Source organism: Saccharospirillum alexandrii (assembly GCF_004000275.1).
GTDB classification, from domain to species: Bacteria; Pseudomonadota; Gammaproteobacteria; order Pseudomonadales; family Natronospirillaceae; genus Saccharospirillum; species Saccharospirillum alexandrii.
In genome coordinates, this window is sequence record NZ_RCIP01000006.1 from 108,975 (window position 1) to 133,987 (window position 25,013).

Consider the following 25,013-nt stretch of genomic DNA (forward strand, 5'->3'; position numbering starts at 1 on the left):
GACAGCGACGAACACCTACAGGCATGGCCCCACTCGGCTTGTTATCCTGTGGCTCCGAGGTAACATGCATTAACACCTACAAAAAGGATCTGCTCATGAAACGCGAAACCATTGCCTTGCACCATGGCTACGAGGCCGACGACCAGCACGCCGTGGCTGTACCCATTCACCAGACCACCTCGTTCTCTTTCGACAATGCCCAGCACGGGGCGGATCTGTTCGACCTGAAAGTCACCGGTAATATCTATTCACGCATCATGAACCCGACCTGTGCGGTACTTGAGCAACGGGTCGCCGCGCTTGAAGGTGGCATCGGCGCGCTGGCGGTTGCTTCTGGCATGGCAGCAATAACCTACTCGATTCAAACGATCGCCGAAGCAGGCGACAACATCGTCTCGATCAGCGAACTCTATGGCGGTACCTATAACCTGCTCGCCCACACTCTGCCCCGCCAGGGCATTGAAACCCGCTTCGCCGATAAAGACGACTTTGACGGCATCGCCAAACTGATCGATGAACGCACCAAGGCGGTGTATTGCGAATCGGTCGGCAACCCTTCAGGCAGCGTAGTTGACGTCAAACGCCTGGCTGACATCGCCCACGCGGCGGGTGTGCCACTGATCGTCGATAACACCGTTGCCACGCCGTTTTTGTGGCGGCCGATCGAGCAGGGTGCCGACATCGTCGTACACTCGGCGACCAAATACATGGGCGGCCACGGCACTACTGTAGGCGGCGTGATTGTCGATTCCGGCAAATTCCCCTGGGCCGACCAGCCAAAACGCTTTGCGCTGCTGAACGAGCCCGATGTGTCTTACCACGGCGTCAGCTACACCCGCGATGTGGGTGAAGCCGCCTTCATAACCCGGGCCCGGGTTGTGCCGCTGCGTAATATGGGTGCCGCTCTGTCGGCTCAGGCCGCCTGGAACATTCTTCAGGGCCTGGAGACGCTGGCGCTGCGGATTGAACGTGTGTGCGAAAACACTCAGAAAATTGCCGAATACCTGAAGCAGCACCCCCGGGTCAGCTGGGTGAACTATGCAGGGCTGCCCGACCACAAAGACCATGCTCTGGCTCAGGAATACATGAACGGCACCGCCTCGGGCATTCTCAGCTTCGGCATTGAAGGCGGCCGCGAAGCCGGTGCTCGCTTCTACGATGCATTGCAACTGATACTGCGGCTGGTGAACATTGGCGATGCGAAAAGTTGTGCGGCCATTCCCGCCTCAACCACTCACCGTCAGTTAAACGATGAAGAACTGAAAGCGGCCGGCGTCAGTGCCGATATGGTTCGGTTGTCGATCGGCATCGAACACGTTGACGATTTGATTGCCGATATCGACCAGGCTCTCGCCAAGTCGGCCGGGTAACCGTAACACTCCCTCCCCAAGGCCGGGCGAAATCTCGCCCGGCCGTATTAACCCGTACGTGCACTAAGCCACGTCACCCATTACTCTTTCCGTGAATAATGTTGCAAGTGCCCATGGAATGGCTCGGCTCTGGGGTAGCCAATTGATCGAAACTGCCTGGGCACGATGGGCGACCAACAACCGGTGTCACTCAACCCTACCGACACGGTAAGCCAGGAGAACTGATGGGCCTGCCACGAGACCAGCGTGAATATTGGGAGTCCTATCAGAAAGCCATTGGACAGGGTTTGTCAGACCTTTTCTACGAGGCGTTTTACTTCGACAACCAGCTAATCATCGATAAACTGCCAGGTCTCTGCCCCATCGAACAGTCGAACCGGTACATCGGAATAGACCATGGGTGAAAATAGTCTGAAGTTAATGGAAAGCCGTTCTTCAGGCGTTTTATCAACCCCCTCGTAGTGGGTGACACAGCCGCAGTCCGCACAGTGATAGAACTCGATAACCCGATCACCCCAGACATAAGCAACCACCGATTCCGGTCGGTATTTAACGCTGGCAGTCGCTCTGGTGTAGTGACCCCACAGCGATCCGTACCGCCTACAGATGGAGCAATTGCATTGAACAAGCTGGTGGGGGAGTTCCGGAACGGAGATTTCTACGTTGCCACAATGACAGGTTGTTTTATACAAAGCCGATCCTCCGATGATTACTAGCGCCACTCGATATCAGCGCGTCGTGTCGAGGTTGGCGATAGACTCAGCCTGGCGAGTGCTCACGCGGAGCCGCCCAGCTGGTGTTGCCAAGCTCCATAATACGGTCAACGTCAGCATCCGGTACAGCCGACACATCACCCAACTCCAGTGTGTCGTAATGGAACGCGTAGAGGCGGGAAGCAAACTCGGCAATCGGCAGGGAGGCTTCACCGCGGTGCTCTCCGTTTCCCCGTATTGAGCAGATAATGCCCTGGCCCCAGTCCTGCCCGCTGTCGTTGTTGGGGTTAAAGAAATAGACCCGCATCTCGTTTTCCGGGCTGAGCCCAACGCGCAGAATGTTAATGGCATGACGACCGACGAAACGGCCTGCACTGTCCGTGACTGCGATACCGGCTGGCTGAGCGTGAATCACCGTCATGTTGCCGTTGTAATACGGGTGATAACTGGCGTAGAAACACCGGATGAACCCCTCGTAGTCGCGTAGTTCCCCGGTGTGGATATCCGCCACCACCCGAAAGCCGTGGCTGACCCACCAGCCGTAGAATTCCGGGTTGATCCAGCGGTGGGCATCGTCATCCCGGTCTTCGCAACGGCGCCACATATCGGCATAAATGCGGTCGAGGTGCGGGATCAGGATCAGTGACACCGGGTCTACATCAACCGGAACCCCCGTTACCAGCCCGGGCTCAAGATTCCGGGAAGAGATGCTATGGCCTTCGAAGCGACACAACACTTCATTGTCCCGGGCGGCCCAGGCAAGCACCTGCAGCAGATAGTCGGCCTCGCTGGACGCCCACACCGACAGCCCAATGGCCGACTGACAGGTCGGGTTATTGCCCTGGCCGACACCCAGCGGCTGCCCCAGCAGGTTAAGGACCCCGGCCAGCAGAAATACCCGAGGCGGCCGTGCTTCGCCAAAGGCTTCTTTCAATGTTTCTGCAGTCTCCGCTGACAGGCAGAGTTTGATTTGGCGCCACAGGGCCTGGGCCACCGAGGGCGTAAACAGCGAGCCCCGCTCCAGCATCATGGTCAGGCCGAACACGGCCTGGCACGTTTCAGGATAGATGGCTTCGTCGATCAGAGCGTGGACCAGATCGGTGTAGCAATAGAGGTCGTCTTGGCCGGTCATGGTCAGCCCCAGCGCTTGCGGTATCAGATCATCCCGCTGGTGGTTGCGTAAAAAGCGCAGCATAACCGCGTGGTATGCCGAAGCCAGGCCGGTGTCATGCATGCTGCTGGCAAAGCATTGGGCTTCAGTAGCAAGTGCGTCTTCATCCATCTCCATCAGCCGTTGTTCATAGATAGCCAAACCCGGGTCTTCAGCGTTTCCTGGTGTGGGCGCAAACAAGGCATTAACCAAACGGGTGGCATCGGTGTTGCCAGTCGTGTTTATTGCTGGGTCGTAGAGGCACCGGGCGATCTGACTGATCATCTCGCAGATGCTGCCAACTTGCACCGGCCCCTGCTCCAGTAACCGCCAGACTTCCGCCACCAGGCTATCCAGAAGACTCTCATAGCCCAGGTGGGAGACCAGGTACTGGTAGAGCTCCTGAACAATGAACCCGAGCTGTTGTGGGCGTTCCCGGTCGGCTTCTGTGAGCGGGCCAGACAGCAGATCCAGATTCAGCGCCATTACCTGGGTCAGGAAGTTGCGCGCCTGCTCTGCTGAGATACCGGGATGAAAATAGTCCCCCCGGCAAACGGCCAGCATGCGCAGCTCACTGATGGCCTCTACCACGGTGGTAACAGCCCCTGCTTCGCGCAGGGAGTACTTGGCCAGTGCCGGTTGCAAAATGCCCGGTTGAGCCCAGTCACTGGTGCCGAAGATGCCGGCGGACTCCAGCGAGCGCACCCGCCGATACAACGCGTCAAAGCCTCCTGGCAGTGTCATCAATACCCGACTGCGCTCCAGCAACGCAAAGCTTGAAGCCTTGGGGTTGGCGCTGCATGCACGCCCGAAATCCGCCATTGCTGCATCAAACTGTTTCAATGCCTGCTCAACGGAGAGGTCGGCGTTTTGCTGGCCCATGGGGTTGGCTCCAGGAAACAAAGGATGCTCGGCAATACACGCCCAGGGCGTGTGTTACCGCGCAACCCACAATGTATTTAGGCGCTGGCTAGCCCGGTACCTTAGAACGGTTAAATGCCATAGTCACGTTCAACCCTGGCAATTCTGGTTTTAAACGAGGAATACCATGTTGTGTGACCAAGCTTCTGAGCCTCCTGATGCTCAAGGTTGGCCTTCCAGTGTTTAATGGATTCAAGATCAGACCAGTAGGAAACCGTAATCCCAACGTCTTCTCGTGCGGCTTCAATGCCAAGAAAGCCCGGCTGCTCTGAGGCAAGCGCCACCATTCGTTCCGACATGGCGCCATACCCCTGGTCGGCGTCTGTTCTGTGTGACGTGAAGATCACGGCGTAGTAAGGGGGGTGTGGTGTTTTAGCAATTAGCGACACTTGAGACTCCTTTGGCGCTATGCGCCTTGCTCTTGAGGTTCGTGCGTATGATTCACTCGCCAAGTGATGGTACTGTGAAAAAAAAGAGGAACGCTCACCATGACGACCGACCTGCCCTTTTCCCAAGCCTGTGAAAACAACAAGGCGCCCATTCTGGAAGTACTGCGCGACGCTTTCGAATCGACAGCGAGGGTACTTGAGGTCGGCACAGGTACCGGCCAGCATGCCGTGCATTTCGCGCGAGCACTGCCTCACCTCCAATGGCAACCCTCCGACCATCCCGACGCAGCGCACCTGAGCCGACTGCGACTGGAGCAGGCGGGCCTGCCCAACCTATTGCCCATACTGAACCTGGATGTCGGTGCCAGCCCCTGGCCAATCACCGGGTTCGACGGCGCCTTCTCGGCAAATACAGCCCATATTATGGCCTGGCCAGAGGTCGAACAGATGTTCCAGGGAATCGGCAATCGACTGACCCTCAACGGCGCTTTTTGTCTCTATGGTCCGTTCAGTTATCAGGGGTCCTTTACCAGTGACAGTAACCGACAGTTCGATCAACACTTGCGAGCCCGGGCACCGCAGATGGGCATTCGCGACCTGGACGACCTGAACCAGCTGGCCAGGGCTGAAGGCCTGTTACTGGAAAGCGATGTAGCCATGCCTGCCAACAATCGATTGCTGGTGTTCAGGTCGACAGGTACGGGCGGTTAACAGGCTTTTCTGCGGCTGCTTTACGGTTGAATACGGATAAAAGGCTCAGCAACAGCACAAGCATTCGTCAGTTCTTCTTACCCGTACGGAGCTTATGCACTACTTCCCGTCGGACCAGTGCCGATACAGAGCCTGACTGTTCTTCCAGAAAACCTTGAACCGACCCCCGATCCCAAGTCACCAGGCTGCGAAGCGCCCAGCTAATTGCTTTCTGAACCATGATCTCTTCATCGTTCAGCAGTGACTGGCATACCATTAACGTTCTAACTGTATCCCCTACGCCACCGTGAGCTTTAATATTAAGCGGCACCGTTGCAACGACAGCAGCGCGCCGCCACCAAACATCCTGCGATTGACTCCACCTCATAACAGTCGCGTCTGAAACCCGGCCTTCCCGCCACGCCCTTCCTACCAGGGTGCAACAAAAACCGTCAACGCACGCCCAATTATCAATGTCCTGACCAAGTGCTTCAATTCGCTTCGGTGTTAGCAATTCCCTTGCACCCTTATGGCCGGCAACTAGCTCATACCCAGCTTGCCTGCACTCGGTAACGTTCTTGTCCAACAGATTAAGCGCGATCTGATACACATCCTCTGCCGACTGTGATGCCAGACGGCGTTTGTAATCTCGCACTACGCCACGTAACTCTGGCGTGTAAACACCAAAATCATGCTGAGAACTGGGCCGGTGTTCCTGACGGGTACCACGGCCGAGCGCTTTCAAACTTTGGGTAATTTCGTCTGCTATTGATTGGGTATCCATATAAAAGGCCTTAACGTAAGTGCAGGTATTCAGGCGAATCAGGACATCTGACCAGCAAACGACGGTATCACTCATGAAAATGTCGCAATCAGTTTCGTACAAAAGTACAAATCTGCTAGTTTGAATTGCTCAATTAATAATCAAAGCAGGGCAGAGCAATGAAGTACTGGCTAGTAATGGGTTGCAGTATATTATTGTCCTGGGCTCATGCCGACCCCATTAAACTAGCAACCTCAGGTGGTTTCGCGCCTTTTACGGACCAGAACTGGAAAAACCAGGGCATGGTTATCCAGATTCTCGACCAGGTAATGCGTGTTGCCGATTTCGAACCAGAAATCATCTTCCACGATGGCTGGGGGGAGTTAATCAGCGACACCGAGGCGGGTCTGTATGATGCCACCTTTCCCTGGTATTACAGCGCCGAACGGGATGAACAGTATTTGCTCTCTGACTCCCTGGCCTCAACCTACGTAATGCCCTACGTTGCCAAGAACAAGATATTCTCGGTCACAACAAGAATGGACCTGGCAGGCTACCGGCTGTGCCGGCCAGCAGGCTACTTTACCCACGATCTCGAAGAACTCTTTGAAGACCCAAACACCGAACTGATACAACCCAATACTCTGGTGGAATGCTTTGAGATGCTGGTAAGAGACGAGGTCGATGTCGTACCGGTCGATCTATTCTCGGCTAAAACGGCCATTGCCAGCACCTTCGAATCTGCCGATGAGGTACAACAACTGGGCATTGTATTCTCGCGTCAGTCAATGCATCTTTTAGTCTCGAGGAACCACCCCAATGGGGAAGACATTATTGCACGCGTTAACCAGGCGCTATCAAGACTGGAAATGCGAGGCATTTTGCAAGCCATTCGCCAGAACCATACATCCCTCTATCTGAAGCAGTTCTGAGCTGTTAACCCGCAAAACAGACAGGCTCGACGCTTACCGGCTTAGATACCATGTTACAGCCCGTATTTCGTGTATCTTGCTTTGGTTCACGATGCACCCATTTCCAATCTATATAAATTTACTTAAAGCGACCTTGCAACCCGAAAGCCTAAGTCATCGATTTTATAGGCTGGGTGGCTGCGCCGACGGTTCGATGCCAAACACCCTCTACTGGCGTCACACCAGCCTCCGCCACGGAAAACCCGGTAAGTGCCGTAAACTACCGGGTCATAAACATCCCAACACCACTCCCATACATTGCCAAGCATGTCGAATAGGCCGAACTCATTGGCAGCTTTTAAACCCACAACTTGCGTTGTGGCATTTGAGTTTTCCTCATACCAGGCAATGTCGTCAATTGGACCATATTGGGCTGCGCTAATGCCGGCACGGCAGGCGTATTCCCATTCTGCATCGGTGGGTAGCCGATAGCCCTTAGCACCTTCAATGAACTCGATAGTTTGAGAACTCAGGTCAACACGATAGCAGCTATCCAGGCCCGAAGATTGTGACAGTGCGTTACAAAACTGAACGGCATCATACCAGGATACCGTCTCTACTGGCCGACTATCCCCCACGAAAACAGAGGGAAACATCTGCATTACGGAACCATATAATTGCTGGGTGACAAGGTACTTGCTCAGTAAAAACGGCTCAATTTGAACGGTCCATGATTCCTTCTTCCTATCATCCCGTAGCGTAATGGTGCCTTTAGGTATCGGAACCATCCATCCTTCAATTTCCCTCACAGATCTTCCCTCAGAAATTTCGCATTGACCGTTAATCAGACGTTATTTAGGTACTGCTTCAGGAACCCCTCCACTTCTTGTTCACAGACCCCTTCAACTACCTCGACCCCAGCTCGACGCAATTTCTCCAAACCCTGGCCATTGTTCCGTGGATCGGGGTCTGTCAACGCCACGACCACGCTGCTTACGCCTCGGCTGATCAATGCTTCGGCACAGGAAGGTGTTCTTCCCTGGAAGGAACAAGGCTCTAACGTCACATAAGCGGTTATTCCCGCTAGTGAACCCGCGTACCTGGCCAGGGCGTCTGCTTCCGCATGATGTCTGCCCGGAGCCTTGGTATACCCACTGGCAACCACAATTCCGTCTTTCACCAGAAGACACCCAACAGGTGGGTTTGGTAAACAGTCTGGCAGAGCCTTTCTGGATTCTGACAGAGCTAGCTTCATGAACGGTTCGTGTGATTTCAATGTGGGGCCCAAAGAATGAGTACTGTTAACGATCTTGACACGCGCAGAGCGGTTTTCGCTCTATTCACGACTTCTGCACAATAAGATACAGATGCAACTCCGGATACTGATCATATTCCAGATGTCTGCATATACAGCCTGACTCTGAGATTACGTCCAGCAGCTTTGGTATACCTAAAGCCGAATAGTAAACCTCCGGCCCCATATAATCATCGGTATGCTCATTGGCCTCATCGAGCCCGCCAGTTGAAAAAATGAAGACGCCGCCCGGGTTCAAAGAGGACAACAATTTCTTGAGTACACTTTCGTGATCCTCTAGCGGAACGTGCCAAAGGCTATCCCAGGCAGTAATGAAATCGTAACGCTTTGTTGGCTGCCAGGAACACACATCGGCATGGTAGAACGTCACATCCGGGTACTTTTTCCTGGCTCTAGTAATCATTTCACCTGAAACATCGATGCCTTCAGGTGAAAAACCTTGTTCTAATAGCAGGTCAATAATTCGCCCGTTCCAGCCACAGCCAACATCCAGCGCAGCTCCGCGTCTATCCGTGAAGGCGATGGCGCGGTTGTGCTGAGATATTCCATTGTCGTTAGGAAACTTGTCGCTATCCCACAAATCAGCGATTTGATCGTAGGCCTTTCCAATCTGATGAGGTTGCATGGTTTAGAATCCTAACTGATGTTGGTTTTGCCGATACCTAGACCTAGAATCTTTTTCGCCACCAGAAGCATCTTTACCTAATAATGGTCTAGCTCAACCTTTAACAGCGAAGCGGCCACATCAGTGCCGCACATTGTATTGATAGCAGAACACGGTACAGGCAGCTCGGTTTCAAACAGATTTCTCTGAAAACCCTTACCCAACCCCATTGCTCACTTATGCTAGGCCTCACTAGAGGCTCGCACGAGTTCCACAACCACTCACTATCAGAACTGGTCGCCCCTCACTCCGCTAGCTTCATAGTTAACCTGACCTAACAATATCACTGTCTAATGGGTCTCTATATCGATTATTCACCTCAATTACGCGGGAAAGCTCTCCTTCTTTAAGTAGGCCCCTCTTTATAGTCGCCTGTTCGCTTCTGGTTTTTTAGACCTGTTAACGAGTATATAGAGTAGAAGGCATGAAAGACCTAAGAGACCAAAGAAAGCTGCACCAATCATTGAGTTTTCAGAGCCGAAGGTACCAAAAAGACCAATTGCATCGGTCGCTAGATACAGGCTGTAGATAAATACCGGAATGAATAGGACGACAGAGACCATTTTTATTGATCTTCTTGGGCGTATCAACAACATTAGCGACAGACCTGTTGACACTACGATCATTAATGGAATACCCACAACCAGAGTCAATAAGCCGCTGGATCCAGACGCCATAGCAATTGGCGAGCTAAGCAGCAATACTACCGCAGCAAGATGAAACCGTGTTTTTTCCATGAATCTCTATTATCCTTCTTGCGAACATTGGGCAACCGGGAAGTCCATTTACATCAGCTAAATCTAGCGAAAACGTGGCGTCATTGCCACTGAAGCAGCCGTCTCAACGTTTTCTCATGATAATCGAAGATTTAACTCCCACGCAGCGTACGCTCTAACCATTAGTCTGCTAACACCTTGAAACGAATGAAGAACAGCTCATTCTCGCCCGGGTAGATTCTGCGAACAATCCATTTAAGCATGAAAACGAATGGAAGGTACTCCGCCTTGGCATGCTGGCGCTTCAGCTCGCTGTACTGCACCGGCTCGATACTGATGATTCGAATTCGACAGATCTTACTACCATCTTCGTCTAAGAGTGCATCGAGTTCCTGGCCGCTATGGTAATCACTGTCCGCTTTGTTGCGAACAGTGCCAGTCTTTTTACCAGAAAGGATCTGGCTCTTAAGTTTTCGGCTGAACATCATATTAGCGTAAACCAACCTCACTGGCCGACGTAAAAAGAAGACGCACACCGAGCACGGCCAGTGCTGACCATATCGTTGCCACCGCTGTAATGCCAAAACCAGCAAAAAACGCAGCGGTTCGGGCGCTATGAGCAGCTAGGGTGGATACGACCAGAACATTCGCACCAGGTATCACCAGAACGACCCAATGGAGAATGCCGACCGCAAGCAAGGCTGAGAGCATGCTATAACTCTTTTTCTCTGTGTAACCGACGATGCAGATCGTGTATCTGCTCGACAAGACTTGGCACCGGGCCTTCAACCCTAACGTTTGGTACCACCTCACGAATTGGCAAAGCTCTTACAGGCGGTGCCGGAACGCCCAGCTCAGACAGCCAGGCTGTCAGTTGCTCGGACGAGCTTACATAAACGATACGCCCCAGTCCGACCCAACCATGGGCGGCTGCACACATAGGGCAATGCTCGCCCGATGTGTAGACGGTAGCCTCTGCCCTGGCTTCAGGGCTCATGTTCCCTGCAGCCCATCGTGCTATCTCGAACTCAGGGTGGCGGGTGTGGTCGCCAGAGGCAACGTGGTTGTGATCTTCAAACAGGACTTTACCGCCTGCTGATACCAGAACAGAGCCGAAGGGCTCATCACCCAGCTCTAGCGCTTTCGTTGCAAGCTCTACACACCGGCGCAGATACGGCATGTCTTCATCATTTACCATAACAGGCTCCTCAACCACACGGTTTCCTACAATGGTGCAAAGGTCCCTTTGCGACTGATAACACGCTCACCAGCCTAATAGCGGCATCGCTTGAGCGTCAATACTTTGCGTGGTAGCCGACTACTGTATTGTCTTATTTAGTGGTTGGCTTATGGCACCTGACATAGATTAACACTCAGACTATGCGAAGCTTTTTCAAACCGGTTAACACAAGTTGCTTCAAGTTAACGGGGGCAATAACGAACATAGCGACCCCCTTGTTAAAGTCGGGGTTTACGGCCTGAAAAAATCGAATCTCTGGTTTATCGCTAGCACGAAACGCCGCCAGATCGCTATCAGAATAACTACTTGCTCTTCCGACAGAGACTAAACACCGTGTTGAGATTGTCTTACTGATGTCGCCATTGCGATTAAAGCGTTCGAACAAGTCATTGGGTGCCTTATGCCTGGGATGTGGCCATATAATGGCAATATTTTTTGCAATGGCCCGGTACATAGCCGGGCTCAACATGGTGTCAGCATAATAATGTTTGCGCCAGGGTCGGCGCAGCCAACATTTAATGCCCTCGGCCAAGGAAAACTGAAAGGTATTACCGCCTTTTCGATACTCCGGAATAAAGCCTGCTGACGCACGGATTAAAATGGCACCCAATTCATCGGTAAACACGAGCAAACAGTACCCTACAAGCTTTTCACCATGAAAGTACAACCGCAGTTTGCGCTGAAAGGCTTGTGGGTGATCAAAGTATTTGGCCATATAGTCGGCCGGTATTACGTTAGAAAAACTCGAAGCGATCACGCCACAGACCTCTACACGCTGCAGGTCAGTTAGCCATTGCTTCGTTTGTGTCAGGTCGACGAATCGTAACGCCATAAGTAGAACTCTAAAGGCTGCTCGTTAACAGTACGAGACGCTAAGTGGCAAGAAGGCTTTTTTCAGGAGAAAGCACCCAACGAACCTCCTGATTACTGACCTAATACGTTACCTGTCCAGGTCCCAGGCGATTCTTCCTACTGGAGCTACCGTTCAGTAAAAGCAAGCTGTAGCCCCAAGCCCGCGAACGCTGTAGCAAAACTCCGGCGCAGCCAATTCTGCACCTTGGGTGACTCAATGACGGCGACTCTGAACACGTATGCAAGTTGCCCGTAGATGATGAAAACAACAAAGGTCATTGCCATAAATACTGCACTCAACCCAAGCAACTGACCTAAGGAAGACTGAGAATCAGCGGTAACGAACTGGGGTAAGAAGGCAAGGAAGAAAATGGTTAGCTTTGGGTTGAGGATATTCAGCAGGAAACCCTTGACCACAAGCGAAGCACCATTGCCCGACCGCTTAACTTCCTGGACAGAGAATGCACTGCGATCGCGCCAGGTTGCAACTGCCAAATACAGTAGATACGCCACACCCGCATATTTGAGCACCTGAAATGCTATCGCGCTCGTATGCATAATGACAGCCAAGCCCAGAATTGTGGCTAACAGGTGCGGTACAATACCAAGTGTGCAGCCGAAAGAGGCATAAAGGCTTGCTCGACGCCCCCGCATTAAGCCTATAGACACCGTAAAGATGACTCCAGTACCTGGAATAAGCACAACAATCAAAGACGTCAGCAGAAATTCAGCGGTGAGCATGCTAGAGAATCCTCTATTAGTTAGAACGGCGTTGCAAGCTCGGGTTTGTGGTCGTGGCGAAGCTTAAAAAAATGGGAATCATCGTGAGTAGCCTGGCTAGGCATTAAACCTTACTTGGTAGCCTTGCTTGTTCGCGGTGAATCCTGCCGACGAATAGAATCTATGGGTTGCTGGGTCATTAGAGCCTGTCATGAGCGCTACCTTATAGCATCCGGCGCTTTGCGCGAAGTCTTTTCCGAATTTCAGCAGAGCCTTTCCAAAACCCAGATTCCGATACTCCCTTGCAACAATAACATTTTCTATAATCGCGTATGGGCGTCCCGACCAGCTAAGGTTTGGACAAAGATTTACCGTACAAGTGCCTACCATACTGGTGTTGCAAAACGCGCCTACAATGCAGCCACCAGATTCGAGTATTGATTTATAGATAACTTGCAGTTCTTCAATAGCAGGCCTTGGTGCTTGAGGCCGGTTAAAAGTGTCAATTAGGTCAAGTACTTCTTCAACTTCCGATGCCTGAATCTGCCGAACGTCCAATATTGACACTCCATTCAATTACTGCAGTACTCAGCAACAACTTAACCACAACGGCGAAAGAAACAAATAGAGGGCCGCTATTCAAGTTCCTGGTACCTGTAAATTCCATCACCGGCACTGATTCGCGCGTGTTAGGCGTCCCGAATCTACCTATGCCGTCATTTGGAAAATACTACGTAAGCCGCTAGCACAAGCATCAGGGCAGTTATAGGGCCCCACAAGCGTCTCTCCGCCCGGGATGGGGTGACCAAGTTAAGGGCCGTGCTCAGTGCCTGCACTGCAAGTGCAGCATATGCAGCCCACATCGACCAGTTTGGCATTACCCCGGCAGCCGAGGCTATTCCCGAACCCATAAACACCAGTAGCAGGATAGACAATGCCGCGCCTACTCGCCCCGCAACTGGCAGCGTACCTTCATAACGCCCACCTTGGGTCAACCGCCCCCAGGGTGCTCCAGCAATCAGAAAAACCTGAAAGACGATCACGCCTGAAACGATAATAACATAAGACATAGCGGCTATTTGGATCATGAATGTACCTTTAGTTGGGCTCGTTTACGAGTAGCCTAAGCAAACGGTACTCAGCCTATTGTTGCTACTTCAGACCACCAGCCAAATAATGACTTTTCTTAAGAAATGCTGAGTATAGCTTTAAGTTTCAGGGATTTGCCTGACGCTAATAGTTATCGATATTGCTTATTTCCGACATTCTGTATTGAATTCTAACTTACTGATTATGTGAGAATATTGCTAACCCATACAATTATTTGTCATACGAAATAACACGCTGTTATCTCTATTACTGACCGCACTTAGGTGCTCTTAAGAATCCCAATTCCAAGTAACAGAGAATACCAACCTAGAATGAATTCCGAATCTCCAATGTACAATCAGCCTTTGACGCAGCTCTTACGTAAGCAACAGCTGCCTCATACTGCTTTCTATTACACTCTAAGCGAGAAAACTCCAGGTATGCATATGAGACATCTTAAACCCCAAACGGTTGAATGCCTTCACAAGCCATTCTAACCAAAATATCTTTCAAATCCTCGCTATCAAGATGCTTTGCTCTATCAACTCCCTGTTTTATACATTGCCACCAAGTACGGTTTTCCATACCTGGTGCCAAGCGGTCCTTTTTGTGCCTAAAGCGCCCAAGCGCATAAATCGATAGTGTTAAAGCGATGTCATAGTCATTGTTGTTGCGGCATCGAAAAATGCTTCCCAGGTTGTACAAAGCCATGCAAAAGATAAAACCTATTGACCTACCGCGGCGCGAGGCACTGAGGTGCAGTGGAGTCCTCAGCACCTGTGCCAGCGAGATGACCGACGCCAAAACAACGGCGCCTAAACCATGCCCCTGAAAGTCAGGATCGACACACAGATGATCGAGAAAAGATGGTCCTCATTGTCTTTGGGGCAACAGCAAGTCACTCTGCTTGAGCGAAGGGATGGGCGTCGCCATTGCCAAAAATACAGGTAGAGCCTGCATTCGTTAGGCGCTCATGCCGATAAGCCATGGCCGAACCTCGAAGAGTAAGACGCCCGATTTGACGGCTGGATCTTCTGCGGCGAAGGCCGAAATCTCTGCCTCTGTAGCACCAGCGGCAGAAATCATCATTCCGCCACCAGTAGCATCGAGATGTGGACCACCCAGAGCAAGTTTCCCAGCTTCCAACAGCTTGCGGTAGTGACCGACATGCTCCATAACACCAGGCTGGTCAAACAGCGTCTTGCCCGCAAGCCACTGCGGACCTGGCGTGTGAAACACGACAAACCGAACATCTTTCATACTTTACCCCCTGGGTAGCTTGAATATTGAATCCGATGCTTGCGCGCTCTTAGATTAGGAGAGAATATCAAGACCTACCAGTCTACTGGGGCCTCCTTGCGACAGGCACGTTGCTCCTTAGCGCCCATTCGCTCACATCCGGCAGTGAGTAACCCACGATCCCGAAGTGTAACTTCACTGCGTTATAAAACTTGTTAATGTGCCAACTCAATGCTTATATGCCGAAGCTTCGTCTTTTTGTGATGAAACCAAATCGTTCGCTTGGGTTTCACCAGGATACTGTTGCTTCTTCTTTAAAAGGTTTCTTTCTTAAGGTTGGCTGCTTCTGGTATCTGTTTGGGCGATATCATTTACCGATTCTTAAACAACCTGACTTTTTTCTTTCGGTGCCCCCGGAGTAAACCATCTCGCTACTCCTAAAACCAACTTGCCACCACAAATGGATGGAAGCCCAAGCCATCCACAGCCGGCTTACTTTGACAATCTGGTTGGTAGCTCGTTTTGACGAATCGGCATTGAATTCAGTTGATAACTGCCACTTAATAAGTGTGGCAGCATGCCCTGGCATTACCACCTCTAGATGTGTTATCTAAAGGTGTCCACTAAAGTGGGTTAAGTTCACGTCGCCGTGCTTGCGTTTGTTATGGCCGCTGACCATGACTTTCTCTCCATTCCTTTGCAGCACGCCTAGCTTCCTCATTCGTGGCAAAGCTCGGAATGTGCCTTGACTCGAACATCGACGGATTTCGAGAAATCTCTACTGCCAGATTCTCAATAGCCTTATCACCGCTCGTAGCGTATTCCGATAATTCGTTGGTAGTCAGCTCTACGTCGCGCGTGTAAAGGCCCACGCTGCCACAAAGGACGGAAAGTATGTAATTGTCGCCAGTTGAAAAAAGCATCCAGCGCCAGTTACTTTCGGCTACTACTTCCACCTGACCCTCCAAAACCCTTTACGTCCAGAATAAACAGTGCGAGAAACGAGCGTCCGTCGACCGCAGGAAGTGAATTTGATTGCTTTGTTATGTGGTGGTCCCATTTTGCACATACCTTTCCTGTGGGTTAAAACAAGGCCAATGAACCGAAACATGGGTATACTCGGTATGCCATGAACCCTTTACAGGTGACTGTAATAAGCGTTTATAGGACTTCCCTTTTCTAGAATAAACGACAATCCGGTACTTGCCCGACAAGAAACCTTGCACTGCCTTATGGAAGCTCACAGTTACTTTGGATTCAGTGCATGGAGACCACTTGCCCCAGAAGTCATCAACGTTAAAGTGTAGCTCGTCCACATTTTGGAGATTTAATAGAACCTCGTGGTCCAGTCCATCCTGAACCGGGATGCTCAATTCTATCTCCGCATCCTCCGACGCTTCTTTAATTTCCATAGAGAGGTGAGGAAACTCACTTCTCAGGCTTTCAAAAATGTCTTTGGCGATGTCTAATGGAGCCATGCTCATACTCGAACCACGGAGCGCAGGGGTTTACAGTATTTTTTTAGCCGCGAAGCGCTGGAGAAATTGTTCTACAAAAGCGACTTTTTAGCGGGATCTTCTCTTTGCCTCTCTTCCTATAGAGGCTTCCTGAAAAACACGCGATTGAATCCGTCGTCGCGCTTCCGGCCAACTTCGACGTACCCGAGTTTTGTATACATTGTGATGTTTTCCGTCATTGCTTCATTCGTGTATAGCTCCACAGTCTTATACCCACCTTGCTTCGCGGTATTTTCGACATGCTCGATCAGCAGCTTCCCGATACCTCGACCGCTGCAGCCAGGCAGAACGGCAATACTCTCAAGCATAAATCGGATGCCTTCCGGATAGGCCACCACGTAGCCCACCAAGCCCGACTGGCTTGTAGCAACGGCGACACAACCCCTCGCGATCTGACTTCGAAAATCAGCACGCATAGGCGCAGGCTCTCTATCCATGCGTTGTACATACTTTACATAGGCTTGCTGAGCACACAGTTCGATATCTATCACGTCAGTTTCGATAGCTTCCCGGATTTGGACTGAAGACATTATTGAGGGCACCTTCGGTTGATCGGGTTTACCGTTTAACGTAAGGCTAGGCGACGCGTGTTGGCGCGTCTTTACTTGAGTGACTTGTTATGCGCTGACGGTATACCGCTATATACCAAAATGACGCGGCACCTATACAGCCTGAAAAACTACAAAACAATGCTTGCTGCAATAGATCGATATCTGAATCTTGGCCAAATGGCTTGAAAGCATAGATAAATGTAAAACCCGGAATTAAAGCTGCTAATAAATACCAAACTAAACTCTGATGCTTTAGCTGTCTTAGGGTAAAATGCACAGGAATCGCCCAAACAATAACAACGATGCACGCTACCAGGCTTGCTACACCAGCAATTACCAGAGATATTCGAAAGTCGGAATAATCAGATCCAACAGAATCAATCACAGAAACCAAAAACACTACCGTGAATACGAGTAAGACTGTCACTGCACTGGCCATAGATAAATGCTTCATGTTGGTTTACGCATAACGCAAAGCTATGCTTCCTCCTTGCCAGAGTGCCTTGTTGAAAAATACGGTAAGAATTGTTTGAACCACCAGATGAACACCAATATTACTACTAGATAGACCGTATAGCTAACAAAAAAGAGCCAACAAATTAGTAGCACCGGGAAAATTGAATAATAGCGCTTGTCGAGATAAACTAATGTTGCCACCAAGAGAAAGTCGAAAGGAACCATAGAATAGAGAAAAGTAATTATTATTGGATAAGGTGACTGACTCTGACCGAAATACGACAGCCAACCGGTATAGACATCTGGCAGTCCAGGAAGAATAATATAACCCGAGTACACGGCTATAACCCCAATAATGAATGCAATTATTTTATGGATCTTGAGGTTGCGCACCACTCTTCCTTATGGCCTTATGACTATTTAACGTCGCAATCATGTGCTCTTCGCGTGCATTGCTTTGTTAAATTTTTTTTGCGCAACTACTGAGTAGATGTGCCAGCGCTGGTGGGTTCCTCCGGGCGCCGTGCCGGACTGACGGTGCTCATTGAATGAGATGACGTCAAAAGGCTTTAGCCATTGCCTTACCATATGCTCGGTCGCGACCAACACGTTCGGCCAAAAGGCACTTCGATCATACCCGGGATCTGCCATGGTATCTTCCGGACCCAGGAAAGAACCAACAAATATACCGCCTTGAAGTAATGCCGAGCAAATCTTCTCCCAAACGTCAGAGAACTCGTCTTGGGGGCAGAAAAACAGGCTAGCGTCAGCGACGACCAGAGATGCTCTAGGGTAATGGAATGTACTAAAGCTATCCTGTGACAGCAATACATTGTCATCTCCACTAAACCTGTTCTGGCATCTCGCTATAGCTTCAGGCTCAATATCAAAGGCGTGTACGGTGAACCCATTGGCTCTCAAGAAAGCGATATCGCTTCCCGCTCCACAACCGCAATCGATAGCAGTTCGGGGACCCTCAACGAGCAAAACGCCCCGTTTCAGATCTTCGCGAGTGCCCCTAAATTCTGTGGCCCCAAAGTATTTTGAAATCTCAGCCGATGGCATCTAACGGACCCTGAATTTAACGTTTACAGCACGCGCGAGTTTACGAGTCGCAGTGCCTGTGATTGTTACTGGCTTCTCGGAATATTAAACAGAGGTTTTTCCTTTCAACTTCCGGCAGTCTGTAACTCGTATGCTTGTATAGTGAATCATTGTCTAGCCTACCTTTCACATGTATGTGGAAGTGCTAAACATCTTGATTTCCTGAAGGCTCATTGTGCTGCCAAAATATAGTGCCATCTACTTTAAATGCTGATCTCATCAGTAGAGCCACCCTCTTTACGAGTTCAATAGCATCTACCAGTATTTCATTTGGAATATCGTATAGATTCTCATAATGCGCTTTAGATACCACCAACAAAGTAGGGCCAGAACCTTCATTGCCATGAAGTCCCAATATGCACACACAGTGGTCTGTCTCAATCAAGACTTCTTTATCGCGTGCTTGCATATCCTTCAAAATATTGCAGAAAGGGCATGAGTAACTTATTGGTTCATGCATTTTAATACCAGTAACAGTTTATTATGCATTGTTGCGGCGCACTACACTATTAATGAGCATATAGATTGGAGCCATTGAAAAACTGTGTTGCCTGAAACACCATATAATGTATTTTTTAGCATTTCCTCCAAGTCAGGTATTATTTCAGGAGCATTGTCTCTAATTACAACCAATGATTCTTTGATTTCTTTTTCATCATCATCTTTAACACCTGAGTCAAGCTTGGCCTTTATATGTTCTAGTGCATCAACGACACTTTTAGAAAACCACGACCTTTCAATTAAATCATCAAGCAGTTTTTCATTTTGATTAATGCTCGCTTTTACCAGTCGGTCATTGCTTGTAATTGTTTTTGAAAGTAGTGCATTGTTGGAGTCTAGCTGCGATAGCTGGTTAGCCATCTGGCGTCGCATAAAGCTCACTTCCTCTTCAAGGGTACGAATTCGATCGGAGCTAGTTTGTTGAGTTAAAGTTAACATGCGTTGAGTTTGGCGCACCTCCATCTTAGCTATCTCTAACTTATTTTCTAAAGCCATCACCTGTAGATCGTCATCAAACAAACTTTGAGCAGGCATTTTTTCTGCTACAACTAGAGCATATTCCTCCAGTGTTTTTTCTATGATCTCTTTATCGCCATTTGGAGAATGTATATGTAGCCTTACAACTCCGTCGACTTGTTCAATTCTTATTTTAGCATTAGATTCTGGGTGCTTTGCTTTCAGTACTTCACCGAAGTATGAAAGTATTCCAATGCCCGCTTGATAATGCTCTGGTGGGAATTCAATTGATTTTTCAATAACATTCTTGTCTATATAGATAACACTCTCATCAGGAAGTATTTCTTCTACACTGAGGTCATCAAGCCTAGCCTGGGGAGAAAATCCAATAATTACGAATGGAGCTGAATTTTTGATAGGGGATAGATCTTTTAATTGGGCACTGCATCGGCTCATCGTAAAAATAGGTCCATGATGACGTTCTTTTTCAAATATTGAAGTAATTTCATCCTCAGGGACTAACAATATTGATAGATCAGTTATTTGAGCTTCATGAAGTTTAGGGCCTTCAACAAAAAGCCAATTTGCAAAAGACGGCATCCTGTCACTAGCCAAAAGACGAACAGAAACTGCATCTTTTAAGTTTTTTGCATAGAGGTATAGCCCACCTCTCTCAGCAGGTTTAACCCTGTAGTCATCCCAACCTTTTTCTCGAAGAAAATAGTCCATACAGTGTGTTAATGAATATGGCGTGATAGGCCTTTCTTCCTTATTTCGATTATAAGGACGAGTTATCTCACCGTTAGTTAGGTTTTCTTGAGTGAAGTTTTCCAACGCAAAAAGGATGTCTTCATAGACATTAGGCTTTTTCAGCTGTAGATGTTCCCAGCCATCCAGATAACCAATAATTCTACTTACGTACATTCGTGTTCCTTTTCATGATGCATAACGCCATGCTCAGCCGCCGCTTTAGCGGTCGGCTGCAGCTACTGGTTATTTTCCTCAAGATGCTGCTGAAGATTCCGGAGATATACCGTGTGGAAAGCAAAGGCCGATGTGATTGCGTATACACACTCATCTTCGAGGTCGACTCGGCCCATAGCAGCCATGTTCTTTTTATGAATTTCACAGTTGTTCTTCATGTGATCTACGAAGTCTTGAATAGCTGTATTCAGCTTCTCTGACTCTAGCCCATGTGCGGCTTTGTTTCTGATGCTGTTTACCTTTGATAAAGCTGGCCAAAACCAATCATTTGGAGGGTTGGGCGCTATGGCCCTTACGAAAAAAAGCTTAGTGTGGAAATCGACCCTCGGGGCTTTGCTTGACTCAAGAACGGAGGGGTTTCGTACAAGCAGGCGCAACATCTCGTTCAATTTTTGCTCGAAAATAAAATGAGCACGAATGATTTTCATCAGAAAGCTAGGTTCTTCCTGGAGGTGAGATTCGACCAGTGCTCGATCTTCTTGAGAATAACTTTCAAAGTCTTCCATGAGTCCCACTCTCTAATTGAGGCAGATAACGCCGCCAGCACAGGCCGGAGCACGCAGTGCGGAGGTCCAGCCCACGCAGTGGGCGATTGTGCCTGGACTTGTTAAGGGTATATAGGCGATGTGTGTCCACTAGCCCAATGTGCCCCGTAAAAATCAAACAACCACAGGGAATGCCTGGGGTCATTTTCATAGATTATGTATTTGTAGGTCACTTGATTATCACCAAGTACAACCTCATTTAACAAATGAATGTTTGGAAGCATTTCCTCAGGAACACCATGTAGCCACTGCACTGATAAATTTGCATCATTCGGTACTTGCGACCCTGAATGATGAAAATACAAACCTCTAATTGTTCTTTCAATAACAGCATCATGAGCGGCTGAGTTCCATAGTACACCAGTGCGTGTTTCCAAGTGGCCTTGATTATTTACGACTTCAGCCTCGGTTGATTCTCGGCGAATCGCAGTAAGTAAAGACTGGTTTCTTTCTAACGTTCGAACAGTCTTTTCCTGAAATAACCTTGTCGCTATTTCATTATTTCCGGCCGCCTGCATGCTAAGAAAAACTTTGAATAGATCATCATTATCTGATGCCCCATTATTGCATTCAGGGCATGCAGGAACGGTAACCAGATTAGCTGGTCGAGGTCTAGGGAAAATAGCTTTTGGAGGAACATGATCTCTCGTAATTCCTTCACGTTCACCGCAAATTGCGCATATCGGCATAGCTCTCCCTTACCCCTTAACGCCGTGCACAACGGCCGAGCGGTAGCGAGGTCCGGCGACCGCAGGGAGCGGATTGCTGCACTTTGTTACATGCATTTAATTTATTTTCCAAAGCTCTACCTCTTGTCCCTCTATGAACTCACCAGTTAATCCCGGCGAACTACCCACTTGACCGAAAGAAGCGTGGCTTAACTCATGATGATAGCGCACGTCCACTTTGTTTTGCGCGAACGTCAGTTCATAGGTTCCGTTAACCAGCTCGCAATATCCTTGGGAGACCACAGTCTGATCCGTTCTAAGATCTCGTTCACCATACCAATAATCAGTATAGGTGAGTAGCACCCCGTCTTTGTCTATCTTCAGTACGAAGCTCCAATGCGTCTCACTGTGGCTCGTATACTCGCCATATATGTCTTCACACGACAGTGCATACGAAGAAAATAGAGCCATAAAGATGGTGACGATTCGAATCATAGGGATCATGTAACGTGGAGCTAATTTGCGCCGCTTTTTGGCGTCGAATTAAGCGTTTTGTTAGCTGCAGGCCACGCATTCTTGAACCAGTATAATGGCATTGAAATAGGGCCTACTAAAAACAGGGCTACGTACCAATTTTTCTTGCTAGATTGCGATAAATTCTGGTTCTTTTTCACCAAGTAACCGTAGCATGCAATGAGACATAGTAGCCCACCTGTCTTGGCGTACCTAAAGACTTCGCCATAGAACCAGTCTTGCGACGTAACCCAATGGAACTGACTTGTGATAAAAATGATGTACGCCAATGGTAATAGCGACGATACAAGCAATACAACCAAAAATACTTTCCTCACTGGACTCTCCATGTACAGCTAACGCTGCAAGCATGGGCTGGCAGAAGTGGCACGTAATTGCGCAGGCAATTTAAGTGACGCTTTTGACAGTCCAATGCCTTGCCTTGTTATGTGCATACTTTACCAGTACTTTGGGTCATTGAATGCTTCTACGCATTTTGATTGTCCATCAATAGCTTGAATAGCATTGCCATCTAATGTTTGACAGAGCCAGCCTTCTGGTTGGCTTAATGTTACGGGAGCTTTAATGGTTGATTCAGTAATGCATTGAAAACCAACCTTTGAATAATAGTTTGGATCACCATACGTGAAAGCCAAGGTTACGTCTTTCTCTTTTAAAAGACCCAGACCAAAATTAATCAATTCTTGGCCAATGCCTTTATTTTGACTATCTGTTCTAATGGCTACAGGAGCCATAATGAAAGCATCAATTGGAGTATTAAATGACAGCCTTGAGAAGAAGATGCAGCCGATTACTTCATTTTTATCAGTGGCAACACAGCCTATTAAATCTTCATCTCTTGTAGTAGCCATAAGGCTATCTACTAACCCGCCAATGAGTTTTCCCTCTTCTTCGCCTTCTGATTCAGAGAATACTTCAGTGAAAAGCCTTTGTATTTCATCTGCACTATAGTTTGTGTGTAAATCTAACTTCATATTTTCTCCTTGTCAGAAATCCAACTGGTTTCTGACAGCACATAACGCCCGCAATAAACGGCGCGAGGAACGAGCGTCCGGCGACCGCAGGGAGCGAATTTAATTGCTTGGTTAGCTATTTTAGACCCACTGATTCTCATAAATCGTTCTTCTCAGCGCTCTAGCGGCGAACAGAGCCATTTCTTCTAGCTCTATTTCCGACTCTTCAGGATCATCAAGCAGTTTCTGATCATCCCATGGGTCATTTACATGCACCCACTTATTTCGGTACTTCCGTAGCTTGTGCAAATCAGCTCGAAGGTCGTCTGCTATGGGAGCACCATCAATTAGCTCAAAGAGGCTGCTGCGCTCTTTCTCGGAATACTCGGAGCGCAGATAGGTTTCGATCCCAGAAACTGCCGTCAGTATTGATGCCAGGTTCGTTCCATGCGCAAACGCCAGGTCCGACTCCCGGACAATAAAAGAGCACCACTCTGACAGGATGACCCCGCCTTTTAAGAGCTCTTCATCAAGCGACACTATTTGGTTCCAACGTTCATCTTCGTTCATATGGCTAACAGTTTATTATGATAATGCTGTCTCGTTGACATAGCGTTTCTGATGAAAATAGAGACCCAAAAGGAAAGGAACCGCAAAAACAAGCTCCACAATTAGAGATGCATCTAAGGCACTTACCTGCCCAAATCGGGGAATCCCTCCTATGCGGAACGCAAAGATATACAAGAGGGTTGCACCCGAAACAAGTATGAAGTGATATTGCCAGACCTCGCCGTTAAGGTATTGCTTATCGAACGCAAGTAAGAATAATGGTACTGCCATGCTGTAATATAACAATAGGTGTGCCAAATCAAAGGCTGATATCTCAGGATAACTAGGTATAGCTAACGTAGCGAGTATCGTGTTTACGACATACAGCCCAAATAGTATTTTCCATTTCATAATTGGTCACTCGATTTATTAATAACGCCGCCAACATGCGCGGCTACGAAATGGAGGCGAAGCCGCAATGTAGTAGGCGTCGCCGTGCTTGGCCTTGTTAATTTGGCTTCGACCTCACGCCAACTGAATTGTGAGAAGGCTGAAACTGCTCAATCAAATACTCTTCTAGGCTTGGAGCCTCGAAGAATTCACCGATGCTAGCAGTAACGATAAAATGAGGTTTTACGCGCCATTCCGTTTCCTTTATTCGACAGCTCCTATCGCTGGCGTACATAAAATAGGAACTCAATCGACTCCCAAGATTCTTCGCCTTGCCAATGTAGAGTAGTGAGAGGTTTTCATCGAAAATAAAGTAGACGCCCGGAAGGCCATTATTCGGCCAAGTTCTTGGCCAAGAGTGTTCACTACCCTTGCGCTCTTCGACTGGAAAAAGGTCGTAGACACTACTGACCCTTGGAGGAGCCAAATTAGGGTGACGATAATTTTGATGATAGCTATCAATTTCACGCTTGATTACTTCGAGACTTTCCATAGCGACGAACTCTCCTAGAAATTAACGCTTGCAGCATGCGCGCCCTTGAAATGGAGCCGAAGGCGCAATGTAAAGGGTATCGCCGTGCCTGCACTGGTTAGGCATCGATGCCTCCTCCAACGTCTCGCTTCAATTTCTCTAGAGTCAGGCGCGCAATTTCATCTTGCACCGGCTGAACCTCAGTGTGCCATTTCTTGAATCCGTACCACATCATCCCAAGTCCAGCTGCGAGAATTACCGCAAGACAAACCATAAACGTTCTCTTGTTGATGGTTGCAATTTCTAGCTTCCGGTCTAACACCAAAAATCGCGCCTCTTCTGGCACGGAGCGCACTGGATCGGCTTTCAACGTTTCATATTCAACTGCTACTTCAAATGCCAAATCATTAGTTGACTTATTCACATAAAGCATTGCACCGATTGAGAAAACGGTCAGGAGAAGCCCAAACAATGCATAGAACTTGTAGATGTTGTCAGTCGGCAGCGGAACACGATTTTCCATTCGGAATC

Annotated in this window: 32 protein-coding genes; 4 read left to right on the forward strand and 28 right to left on the reverse strand. The window is 49.0% G+C overall.

All coding sequences use genetic code 11. The annotated features are described in order from the left end of the window. Nucleotides 1-95: 95 nt before the first annotated feature. Together EP166_RS19710 and EP166_RS19715 are read left to right on the forward strand one after the other, a co-directional pair. Nucleotides 96-1,370: an O-acetylhomoserine aminocarboxypropyltransferase/cysteine synthase family protein gene (locus EP166_RS19710; RefSeq protein WP_127560324.1), complete on the forward strand. Its 1,275-nt coding sequence runs from the start codon at nucleotides 96-98 to the stop codon at nucleotides 1,368-1,370. Nucleotides 1,371-1,594: 224 nt separating this feature from the next. Continuing rightward, nucleotides 1,595-1,774: a hypothetical protein gene (locus EP166_RS19715; RefSeq protein ID WP_127560326.1), complete on the forward strand. Its 180-nt coding sequence runs from the start codon at nucleotides 1,595-1,597 to the stop codon at nucleotides 1,772-1,774. Here the strand turns inward: EP166_RS19715 and EP166_RS21840 are convergent. The 3 genes from EP166_RS21840 to EP166_RS19725 all read right to left on the reverse strand — a co-directional run bounded on the left by EP166_RS21840 (nucleotide 1,700) and on the right by EP166_RS19725 (nucleotide 4,543). Continuing rightward, nucleotides 1,700-2,092, reverse strand: a complete 393-nt coding sequence (locus EP166_RS21840) for a GFA family protein (RefSeq protein WP_484336710.1) — start codon at nucleotides 2,090-2,092, stop codon at nucleotides 1,700-1,702. The two genes, EP166_RS19715 and EP166_RS21840, sit on opposite strands and share 75 nt — an antisense overlap. A 37-nt stretch (nucleotides 2,093-2,129) precedes the next feature. Further along, nucleotides 2,130-4,115: a hypothetical protein gene (locus tag EP166_RS19720; protein ID WP_127560328.1), complete on the reverse strand. Its 1,986-nt coding sequence runs from the start codon at nucleotides 4,113-4,115 to the stop codon at nucleotides 2,130-2,132. 110 nt (nucleotides 4,116-4,225) lie between these two features. Continuing rightward, the gene (locus tag EP166_RS19725) at nucleotides 4,226-4,543 is read right to left on the reverse strand and encodes an antibiotic biosynthesis monooxygenase family protein (protein WP_127560330.1); all 318 of its coding nucleotides are present in this window, start codon (nucleotides 4,541-4,543) and stop codon (nucleotides 4,226-4,228) included. A gap of 99 nt (nucleotides 4,544-4,642) precedes the next feature. Between EP166_RS19725 and EP166_RS19730 the strand changes: the two genes are divergently transcribed. Beyond that, the gene (locus EP166_RS19730) at nucleotides 4,643-5,254 is read left to right on the forward strand and encodes a DUF938 domain-containing protein (RefSeq protein ID WP_127560332.1); all 612 of its coding nucleotides are present in this window, start codon (nucleotides 4,643-4,645) and stop codon (nucleotides 5,252-5,254) included. A 67-nt stretch (nucleotides 5,255-5,321) separates the two neighbouring features. Here EP166_RS19730 and EP166_RS19735 read toward each other — a convergent pair whose 3' ends face one another. After that, a complete protein-coding gene (locus tag EP166_RS19735; RefSeq protein WP_127560334.1) occupies nucleotides 5,322-6,092 on the reverse strand; it encodes a DNA alkylation repair protein in 771 nt (256 codons plus the stop codon). A gap of 83 nt (nucleotides 6,093-6,175) precedes the next feature. On the opposite strand from EP166_RS19735, the gene EP166_RS19740 reads away from it, so the two are divergent. After that, complete coding sequence (locus EP166_RS19740) at nucleotides 6,176-6,928, forward strand: substrate-binding periplasmic protein (protein ID WP_127560336.1); 753 nt, start codon at nucleotides 6,176-6,178, stop codon at nucleotides 6,926-6,928. A gap of 122 nt (nucleotides 6,929-7,050) precedes the next feature. Here the strand turns inward: EP166_RS19740 and EP166_RS19745 are convergent, their stop codons facing one another. From EP166_RS19745 to EP166_RS19865, 24 genes are all read right to left on the reverse strand, one after another. Beyond that, nucleotides 7,051-7,716 carry a formylglycine-generating enzyme family protein gene (locus tag EP166_RS19745; protein ID WP_246026359.1) on the reverse strand — a complete coding sequence of 222 codons (666 nt, stop codon included), beginning with the start codon at nucleotides 7,714-7,716 and terminating at the stop codon, nucleotides 7,051-7,053. A 35-nt stretch (nucleotides 7,717-7,751) separates the two neighbouring features. After that, a complete protein-coding gene (locus EP166_RS21815; RefSeq protein ID WP_425470068.1) occupies nucleotides 7,752-8,195 on the reverse strand; it encodes a bifunctional diaminohydroxyphosphoribosylaminopyrimidine deaminase/5-amino-6-(5-phosphoribosylamino)uracil reductase RibD in 444 nt (147 codons plus the stop codon). A 52-nt stretch (nucleotides 8,196-8,247) separates the two neighbouring features. After that, nucleotides 8,248-8,847, reverse strand: coding sequence for a class I SAM-dependent methyltransferase (locus tag EP166_RS19755; protein ID WP_127560340.1), 600 nt, complete (start codon nucleotides 8,845-8,847; stop codon nucleotides 8,248-8,250). A gap of 401 nt (nucleotides 8,848-9,248) precedes the next feature. Next, the gene (locus EP166_RS19760) at nucleotides 9,249-9,623 is read right to left on the reverse strand and encodes a hypothetical protein (RefSeq protein WP_127560342.1); all 375 of its coding nucleotides are present in this window, start codon (nucleotides 9,621-9,623) and stop codon (nucleotides 9,249-9,251) included. Between the two features lie 161 nt (nucleotides 9,624-9,784). Next, nucleotides 9,785-10,090: an ASCH domain-containing protein gene (locus tag EP166_RS19765; RefSeq protein WP_127560344.1), complete on the reverse strand. Its 306-nt coding sequence runs from the start codon at nucleotides 10,088-10,090 to the stop codon at nucleotides 9,785-9,787. 1 nt (nucleotide 10,091) lies between these two features. Then, nucleotides 10,092-10,313 (reverse strand): LysE family transporter, encoded by a 222-nt coding sequence (locus EP166_RS19770; protein ID WP_127560346.1) that lies wholly within the window; start codon nucleotides 10,311-10,313, stop codon nucleotides 10,092-10,094. Between the two features lies 1 nt (nucleotide 10,314). Then, complete coding sequence (locus EP166_RS19775) at nucleotides 10,315-10,800, reverse strand: nucleoside deaminase (protein ID WP_181952736.1); 486 nt, start codon at nucleotides 10,798-10,800, stop codon at nucleotides 10,315-10,317. A 175-nt stretch (nucleotides 10,801-10,975) separates the two neighbouring features. Further along, on the reverse strand, nucleotides 10,976-11,674 hold the full coding sequence (locus EP166_RS19780) for a hypothetical protein (RefSeq protein ID WP_127560347.1): 699 nt from the start codon (nucleotides 11,672-11,674) through the stop codon (nucleotides 10,976-10,978). Nucleotides 11,675-11,820: 146 nt separating this feature from the next. Further along, nucleotides 11,821-12,435 (reverse strand): LysE family translocator, encoded by a 615-nt coding sequence (locus EP166_RS19785; protein ID WP_127560349.1) that lies wholly within the window; start codon nucleotides 12,433-12,435, stop codon nucleotides 11,821-11,823. A 96-nt stretch (nucleotides 12,436-12,531) separates the two neighbouring features. After that, entirely contained in the window at nucleotides 12,532-12,981 is a 450-nt protein-coding gene (locus tag EP166_RS21820; protein WP_425470069.1) for a GNAT family N-acetyltransferase, read from the reverse strand. 978 nt (nucleotides 12,982-13,959) lie between these two features. Further along, nucleotides 13,960-14,214 carry a hypothetical protein gene (locus EP166_RS19800; RefSeq protein ID WP_127560355.1) on the reverse strand — a complete coding sequence of 85 codons (255 nt, stop codon included), beginning with the start codon at nucleotides 14,212-14,214 and terminating at the stop codon, nucleotides 13,960-13,962. Nucleotides 14,215-14,466: 252 nt separating this feature from the next. Next, complete coding sequence (locus EP166_RS19805; protein WP_127560357.1) at nucleotides 14,467-14,763, reverse strand: YciI family protein; 297 nt, start codon at nucleotides 14,761-14,763, stop codon at nucleotides 14,467-14,469. Nucleotides 14,764-15,785: 1,022 nt separating this feature from the next. Continuing rightward, complete coding sequence (locus EP166_RS19810; protein WP_127560359.1) at nucleotides 15,786-16,220, reverse strand: hypothetical protein; 435 nt, start codon at nucleotides 16,218-16,220, stop codon at nucleotides 15,786-15,788. A gap of 116 nt (nucleotides 16,221-16,336) precedes the next feature. Then, entirely contained in the window at nucleotides 16,337-16,789 is a 453-nt protein-coding gene (locus EP166_RS19815) for a GNAT family N-acetyltransferase (protein ID WP_127560361.1), read from the reverse strand. 46 nt (nucleotides 16,790-16,835) lie between these two features. Beyond that, nucleotides 16,836-17,264: a hypothetical protein gene (locus EP166_RS19820; RefSeq protein WP_127560362.1), complete on the reverse strand. Its 429-nt coding sequence runs from the start codon at nucleotides 17,262-17,264 to the stop codon at nucleotides 16,836-16,838. A 434-nt stretch (nucleotides 17,265-17,698) separates the two neighbouring features. Further along, entirely contained in the window at nucleotides 17,699-18,331 is a 633-nt protein-coding gene (locus tag EP166_RS21825; RefSeq protein ID WP_127560364.1) for a class I SAM-dependent methyltransferase, read from the reverse strand. A 184-nt stretch (nucleotides 18,332-18,515) separates the two neighbouring features. Then, nucleotides 18,516-18,779 carry an HIT domain-containing protein gene (locus EP166_RS19830; protein ID WP_164744030.1) on the reverse strand — a complete coding sequence of 88 codons (264 nt, stop codon included), beginning with the start codon at nucleotides 18,777-18,779 and terminating at the stop codon, nucleotides 18,516-18,518. A 92-nt stretch (nucleotides 18,780-18,871) separates the two neighbouring features. Then, the gene (locus EP166_RS19835; protein WP_127560368.1) at nucleotides 18,872-20,251 is read right to left on the reverse strand and encodes a hypothetical protein; all 1,380 of its coding nucleotides are present in this window, start codon (nucleotides 20,249-20,251) and stop codon (nucleotides 18,872-18,874) included. 62 nt (nucleotides 20,252-20,313) lie between these two features. Continuing rightward, nucleotides 20,314-20,817 (reverse strand): hypothetical protein, encoded by a 504-nt coding sequence (locus tag EP166_RS19840; protein WP_127560370.1) that lies wholly within the window; start codon nucleotides 20,815-20,817, stop codon nucleotides 20,314-20,316. Nucleotides 20,818-20,918: 101 nt separating this feature from the next. Continuing rightward, on the reverse strand, nucleotides 20,919-21,545 hold the full coding sequence (locus tag EP166_RS19845; protein ID WP_127560372.1) for an HNH endonuclease: 627 nt from the start codon (nucleotides 21,543-21,545) through the stop codon (nucleotides 20,919-20,921). A 950-nt stretch (nucleotides 21,546-22,495) separates the two neighbouring features. Beyond that, nucleotides 22,496-23,032 carry a GNAT family N-acetyltransferase gene (locus EP166_RS19850; protein ID WP_127560374.1) on the reverse strand — a complete coding sequence of 179 codons (537 nt, stop codon included), beginning with the start codon at nucleotides 23,030-23,032 and terminating at the stop codon, nucleotides 22,496-22,498. Between the two features lie 120 nt (nucleotides 23,033-23,152). Then, nucleotides 23,153-23,581, reverse strand: coding sequence for a hypothetical protein (locus tag EP166_RS19855; protein WP_127560376.1), 429 nt, complete (start codon nucleotides 23,579-23,581; stop codon nucleotides 23,153-23,155). 487 nt (nucleotides 23,582-24,068) lie between these two features. Further along, the gene (locus EP166_RS19860) at nucleotides 24,069-24,503 is read right to left on the reverse strand and encodes a nucleotide excision repair endonuclease (RefSeq protein ID WP_127560378.1); all 435 of its coding nucleotides are present in this window, start codon (nucleotides 24,501-24,503) and stop codon (nucleotides 24,069-24,071) included. 97 nt (nucleotides 24,504-24,600) lie between these two features. After that, the gene (locus tag EP166_RS19865; RefSeq protein WP_127560380.1) at nucleotides 24,601-25,005 is read right to left on the reverse strand and encodes a hypothetical protein; all 405 of its coding nucleotides are present in this window, start codon (nucleotides 25,003-25,005) and stop codon (nucleotides 24,601-24,603) included. Nucleotides 25,006-25,013 lie beyond the last annotated feature (8 nt).

What these genes read in the sequence shown, in the direction of transcription:
- EP166_RS19735 (WP_127560334.1), bottom strand. Translation starts at nt 6,092, where the DNA reads ATGAGTGATACCGTCGTTTGCTGGTCAGATGTCCTGATTCGCCTGAAT.
- EP166_RS19805 (WP_127560357.1), bottom strand. Translation starts at nt 14,763, where the DNA reads ATGAAAGATGTTCGGTTTGTCGTGTTTCACACGCCAGGTCCGCAGTGG.
- EP166_RS19840 (WP_127560370.1), bottom strand. Translation starts at nt 20,817, where the DNA reads ATGGAAGACTTTGAAAGTTATTCTCAAGAAGATCGAGCACTGGTCGAA.
- EP166_RS19740 (WP_127560336.1), top strand. Translation starts at nt 6,176, where the DNA reads ATGAAGTACTGGCTAGTAATGGGTTGCAGTATATTATTGTCCTGGGCT.
- EP166_RS19780 (WP_127560347.1), bottom strand. Translation starts at nt 11,674, where the DNA reads ATGGCGTTACGATTCGTCGACCTGACACAAACGAAGCAATGGCTAACT.
- EP166_RS19820 (WP_127560362.1), bottom strand. Translation starts at nt 17,264, where the DNA reads ATGAAGCATTTATCTATGGCCAGTGCAGTGACAGTCTTACTCGTATTC.
- EP166_RS19865 (WP_127560380.1), bottom strand. Translation starts at nt 25,005, where the DNA reads ATGGAAAATCGTGTTCCGCTGCCGACTGACAACATCTACAAGTTCTAT.
- EP166_RS19815 (WP_127560361.1), bottom strand. Translation starts at nt 16,789, where the DNA reads ATGTCTTCAGTCCAAATCCGGGAAGCTATCGAAACTGACGTGATAGAT.
- EP166_RS19710 (WP_127560324.1), top strand. Translation starts at nt 96, where the DNA reads ATGAAACGCGAAACCATTGCCTTGCACCATGGCTACGAGGCCGACGAC.
- EP166_RS19755 (WP_127560340.1), bottom strand. Translation starts at nt 8,847, where the DNA reads ATGCAACCTCATCAGATTGGAAAGGCCTACGATCAAATCGCTGATTTG.
- EP166_RS21825 (WP_127560364.1), bottom strand. Translation starts at nt 18,331, where the DNA reads ATGCCATCGGCTGAGATTTCAAAATACTTTGGGGCCACAGAATTTAGG.
- EP166_RS19720 (WP_127560328.1), bottom strand. Translation starts at nt 4,115, where the DNA reads ATGGGCCAGCAAAACGCCGACCTCTCCGTTGAGCAGGCATTGAAACAG.
- EP166_RS19785 (WP_127560349.1), bottom strand. Translation starts at nt 12,435, where the DNA reads ATGCTCACCGCTGAATTTCTGCTGACGTCTTTGATTGTTGTGCTTATT.
- EP166_RS19855 (WP_127560376.1), bottom strand. Translation starts at nt 23,581, where the DNA reads ATGAACGAAGATGAACGTTGGAACCAAATAGTGTCGCTTGATGAAGAG.
- EP166_RS19835 (WP_127560368.1), bottom strand. Translation starts at nt 20,251, where the DNA reads ATGTACGTAAGTAGAATTATTGGTTATCTGGATGGCTGGGAACATCTA.
- EP166_RS19830 (WP_164744030.1), bottom strand. Translation starts at nt 18,779, where the DNA reads ATGCAAGCACGCGATAAAGAAGTCTTGATTGAGACAGACCACTGTGTG.
- EP166_RS19765 (WP_127560344.1), bottom strand. Translation starts at nt 10,090, where the DNA reads ATGATGTTCAGCCGAAAACTTAAGAGCCAGATCCTTTCTGGTAAAAAG.
- EP166_RS19850 (WP_127560374.1), bottom strand. Translation starts at nt 23,032, where the DNA reads ATGAAGTTAGATTTACACACAAACTATAGTGCAGATGAAATACAAAGG.
- EP166_RS19775 (WP_181952736.1), bottom strand. Translation starts at nt 10,800, where the DNA reads ATGGTAAATGATGAAGACATGCCGTATCTGCGCCGGTGTGTAGAGCTT.
- EP166_RS19715 (WP_127560326.1), top strand. Translation starts at nt 1,595, where the DNA reads ATGGGCCTGCCACGAGACCAGCGTGAATATTGGGAGTCCTATCAGAAA.
- EP166_RS19800 (WP_127560355.1), bottom strand. Translation starts at nt 14,214, where the DNA reads ATGGCTTTGTACAACCTGGGAAGCATTTTTCGATGCCGCAACAACAAT.
- EP166_RS19810 (WP_127560359.1), bottom strand. Translation starts at nt 16,220, where the DNA reads ATGGCTCCATTAGACATCGCCAAAGACATTTTTGAAAGCCTGAGAAGT.
- EP166_RS19730 (WP_127560332.1), top strand. Translation starts at nt 4,643, where the DNA reads ATGACGACCGACCTGCCCTTTTCCCAAGCCTGTGAAAACAACAAGGCG.
- EP166_RS19770 (WP_127560346.1), bottom strand. Translation starts at nt 10,313, where the DNA reads ATGCTCTCAGCCTTGCTTGCGGTCGGCATTCTCCATTGGGTCGTTCTG.
- EP166_RS19760 (WP_127560342.1), bottom strand. Translation starts at nt 9,623, where the DNA reads ATGGAAAAAACACGGTTTCATCTTGCTGCGGTAGTATTGCTGCTTAGC.
- EP166_RS19860 (WP_127560378.1), bottom strand. Translation starts at nt 24,503, where the DNA reads ATGGAAAGTCTCGAAGTAATCAAGCGTGAAATTGATAGCTATCATCAA.
- EP166_RS19845 (WP_127560372.1), bottom strand. Translation starts at nt 21,545, where the DNA reads ATGCCGATATGCGCAATTTGCGGTGAACGTGAAGGAATTACGAGAGAT.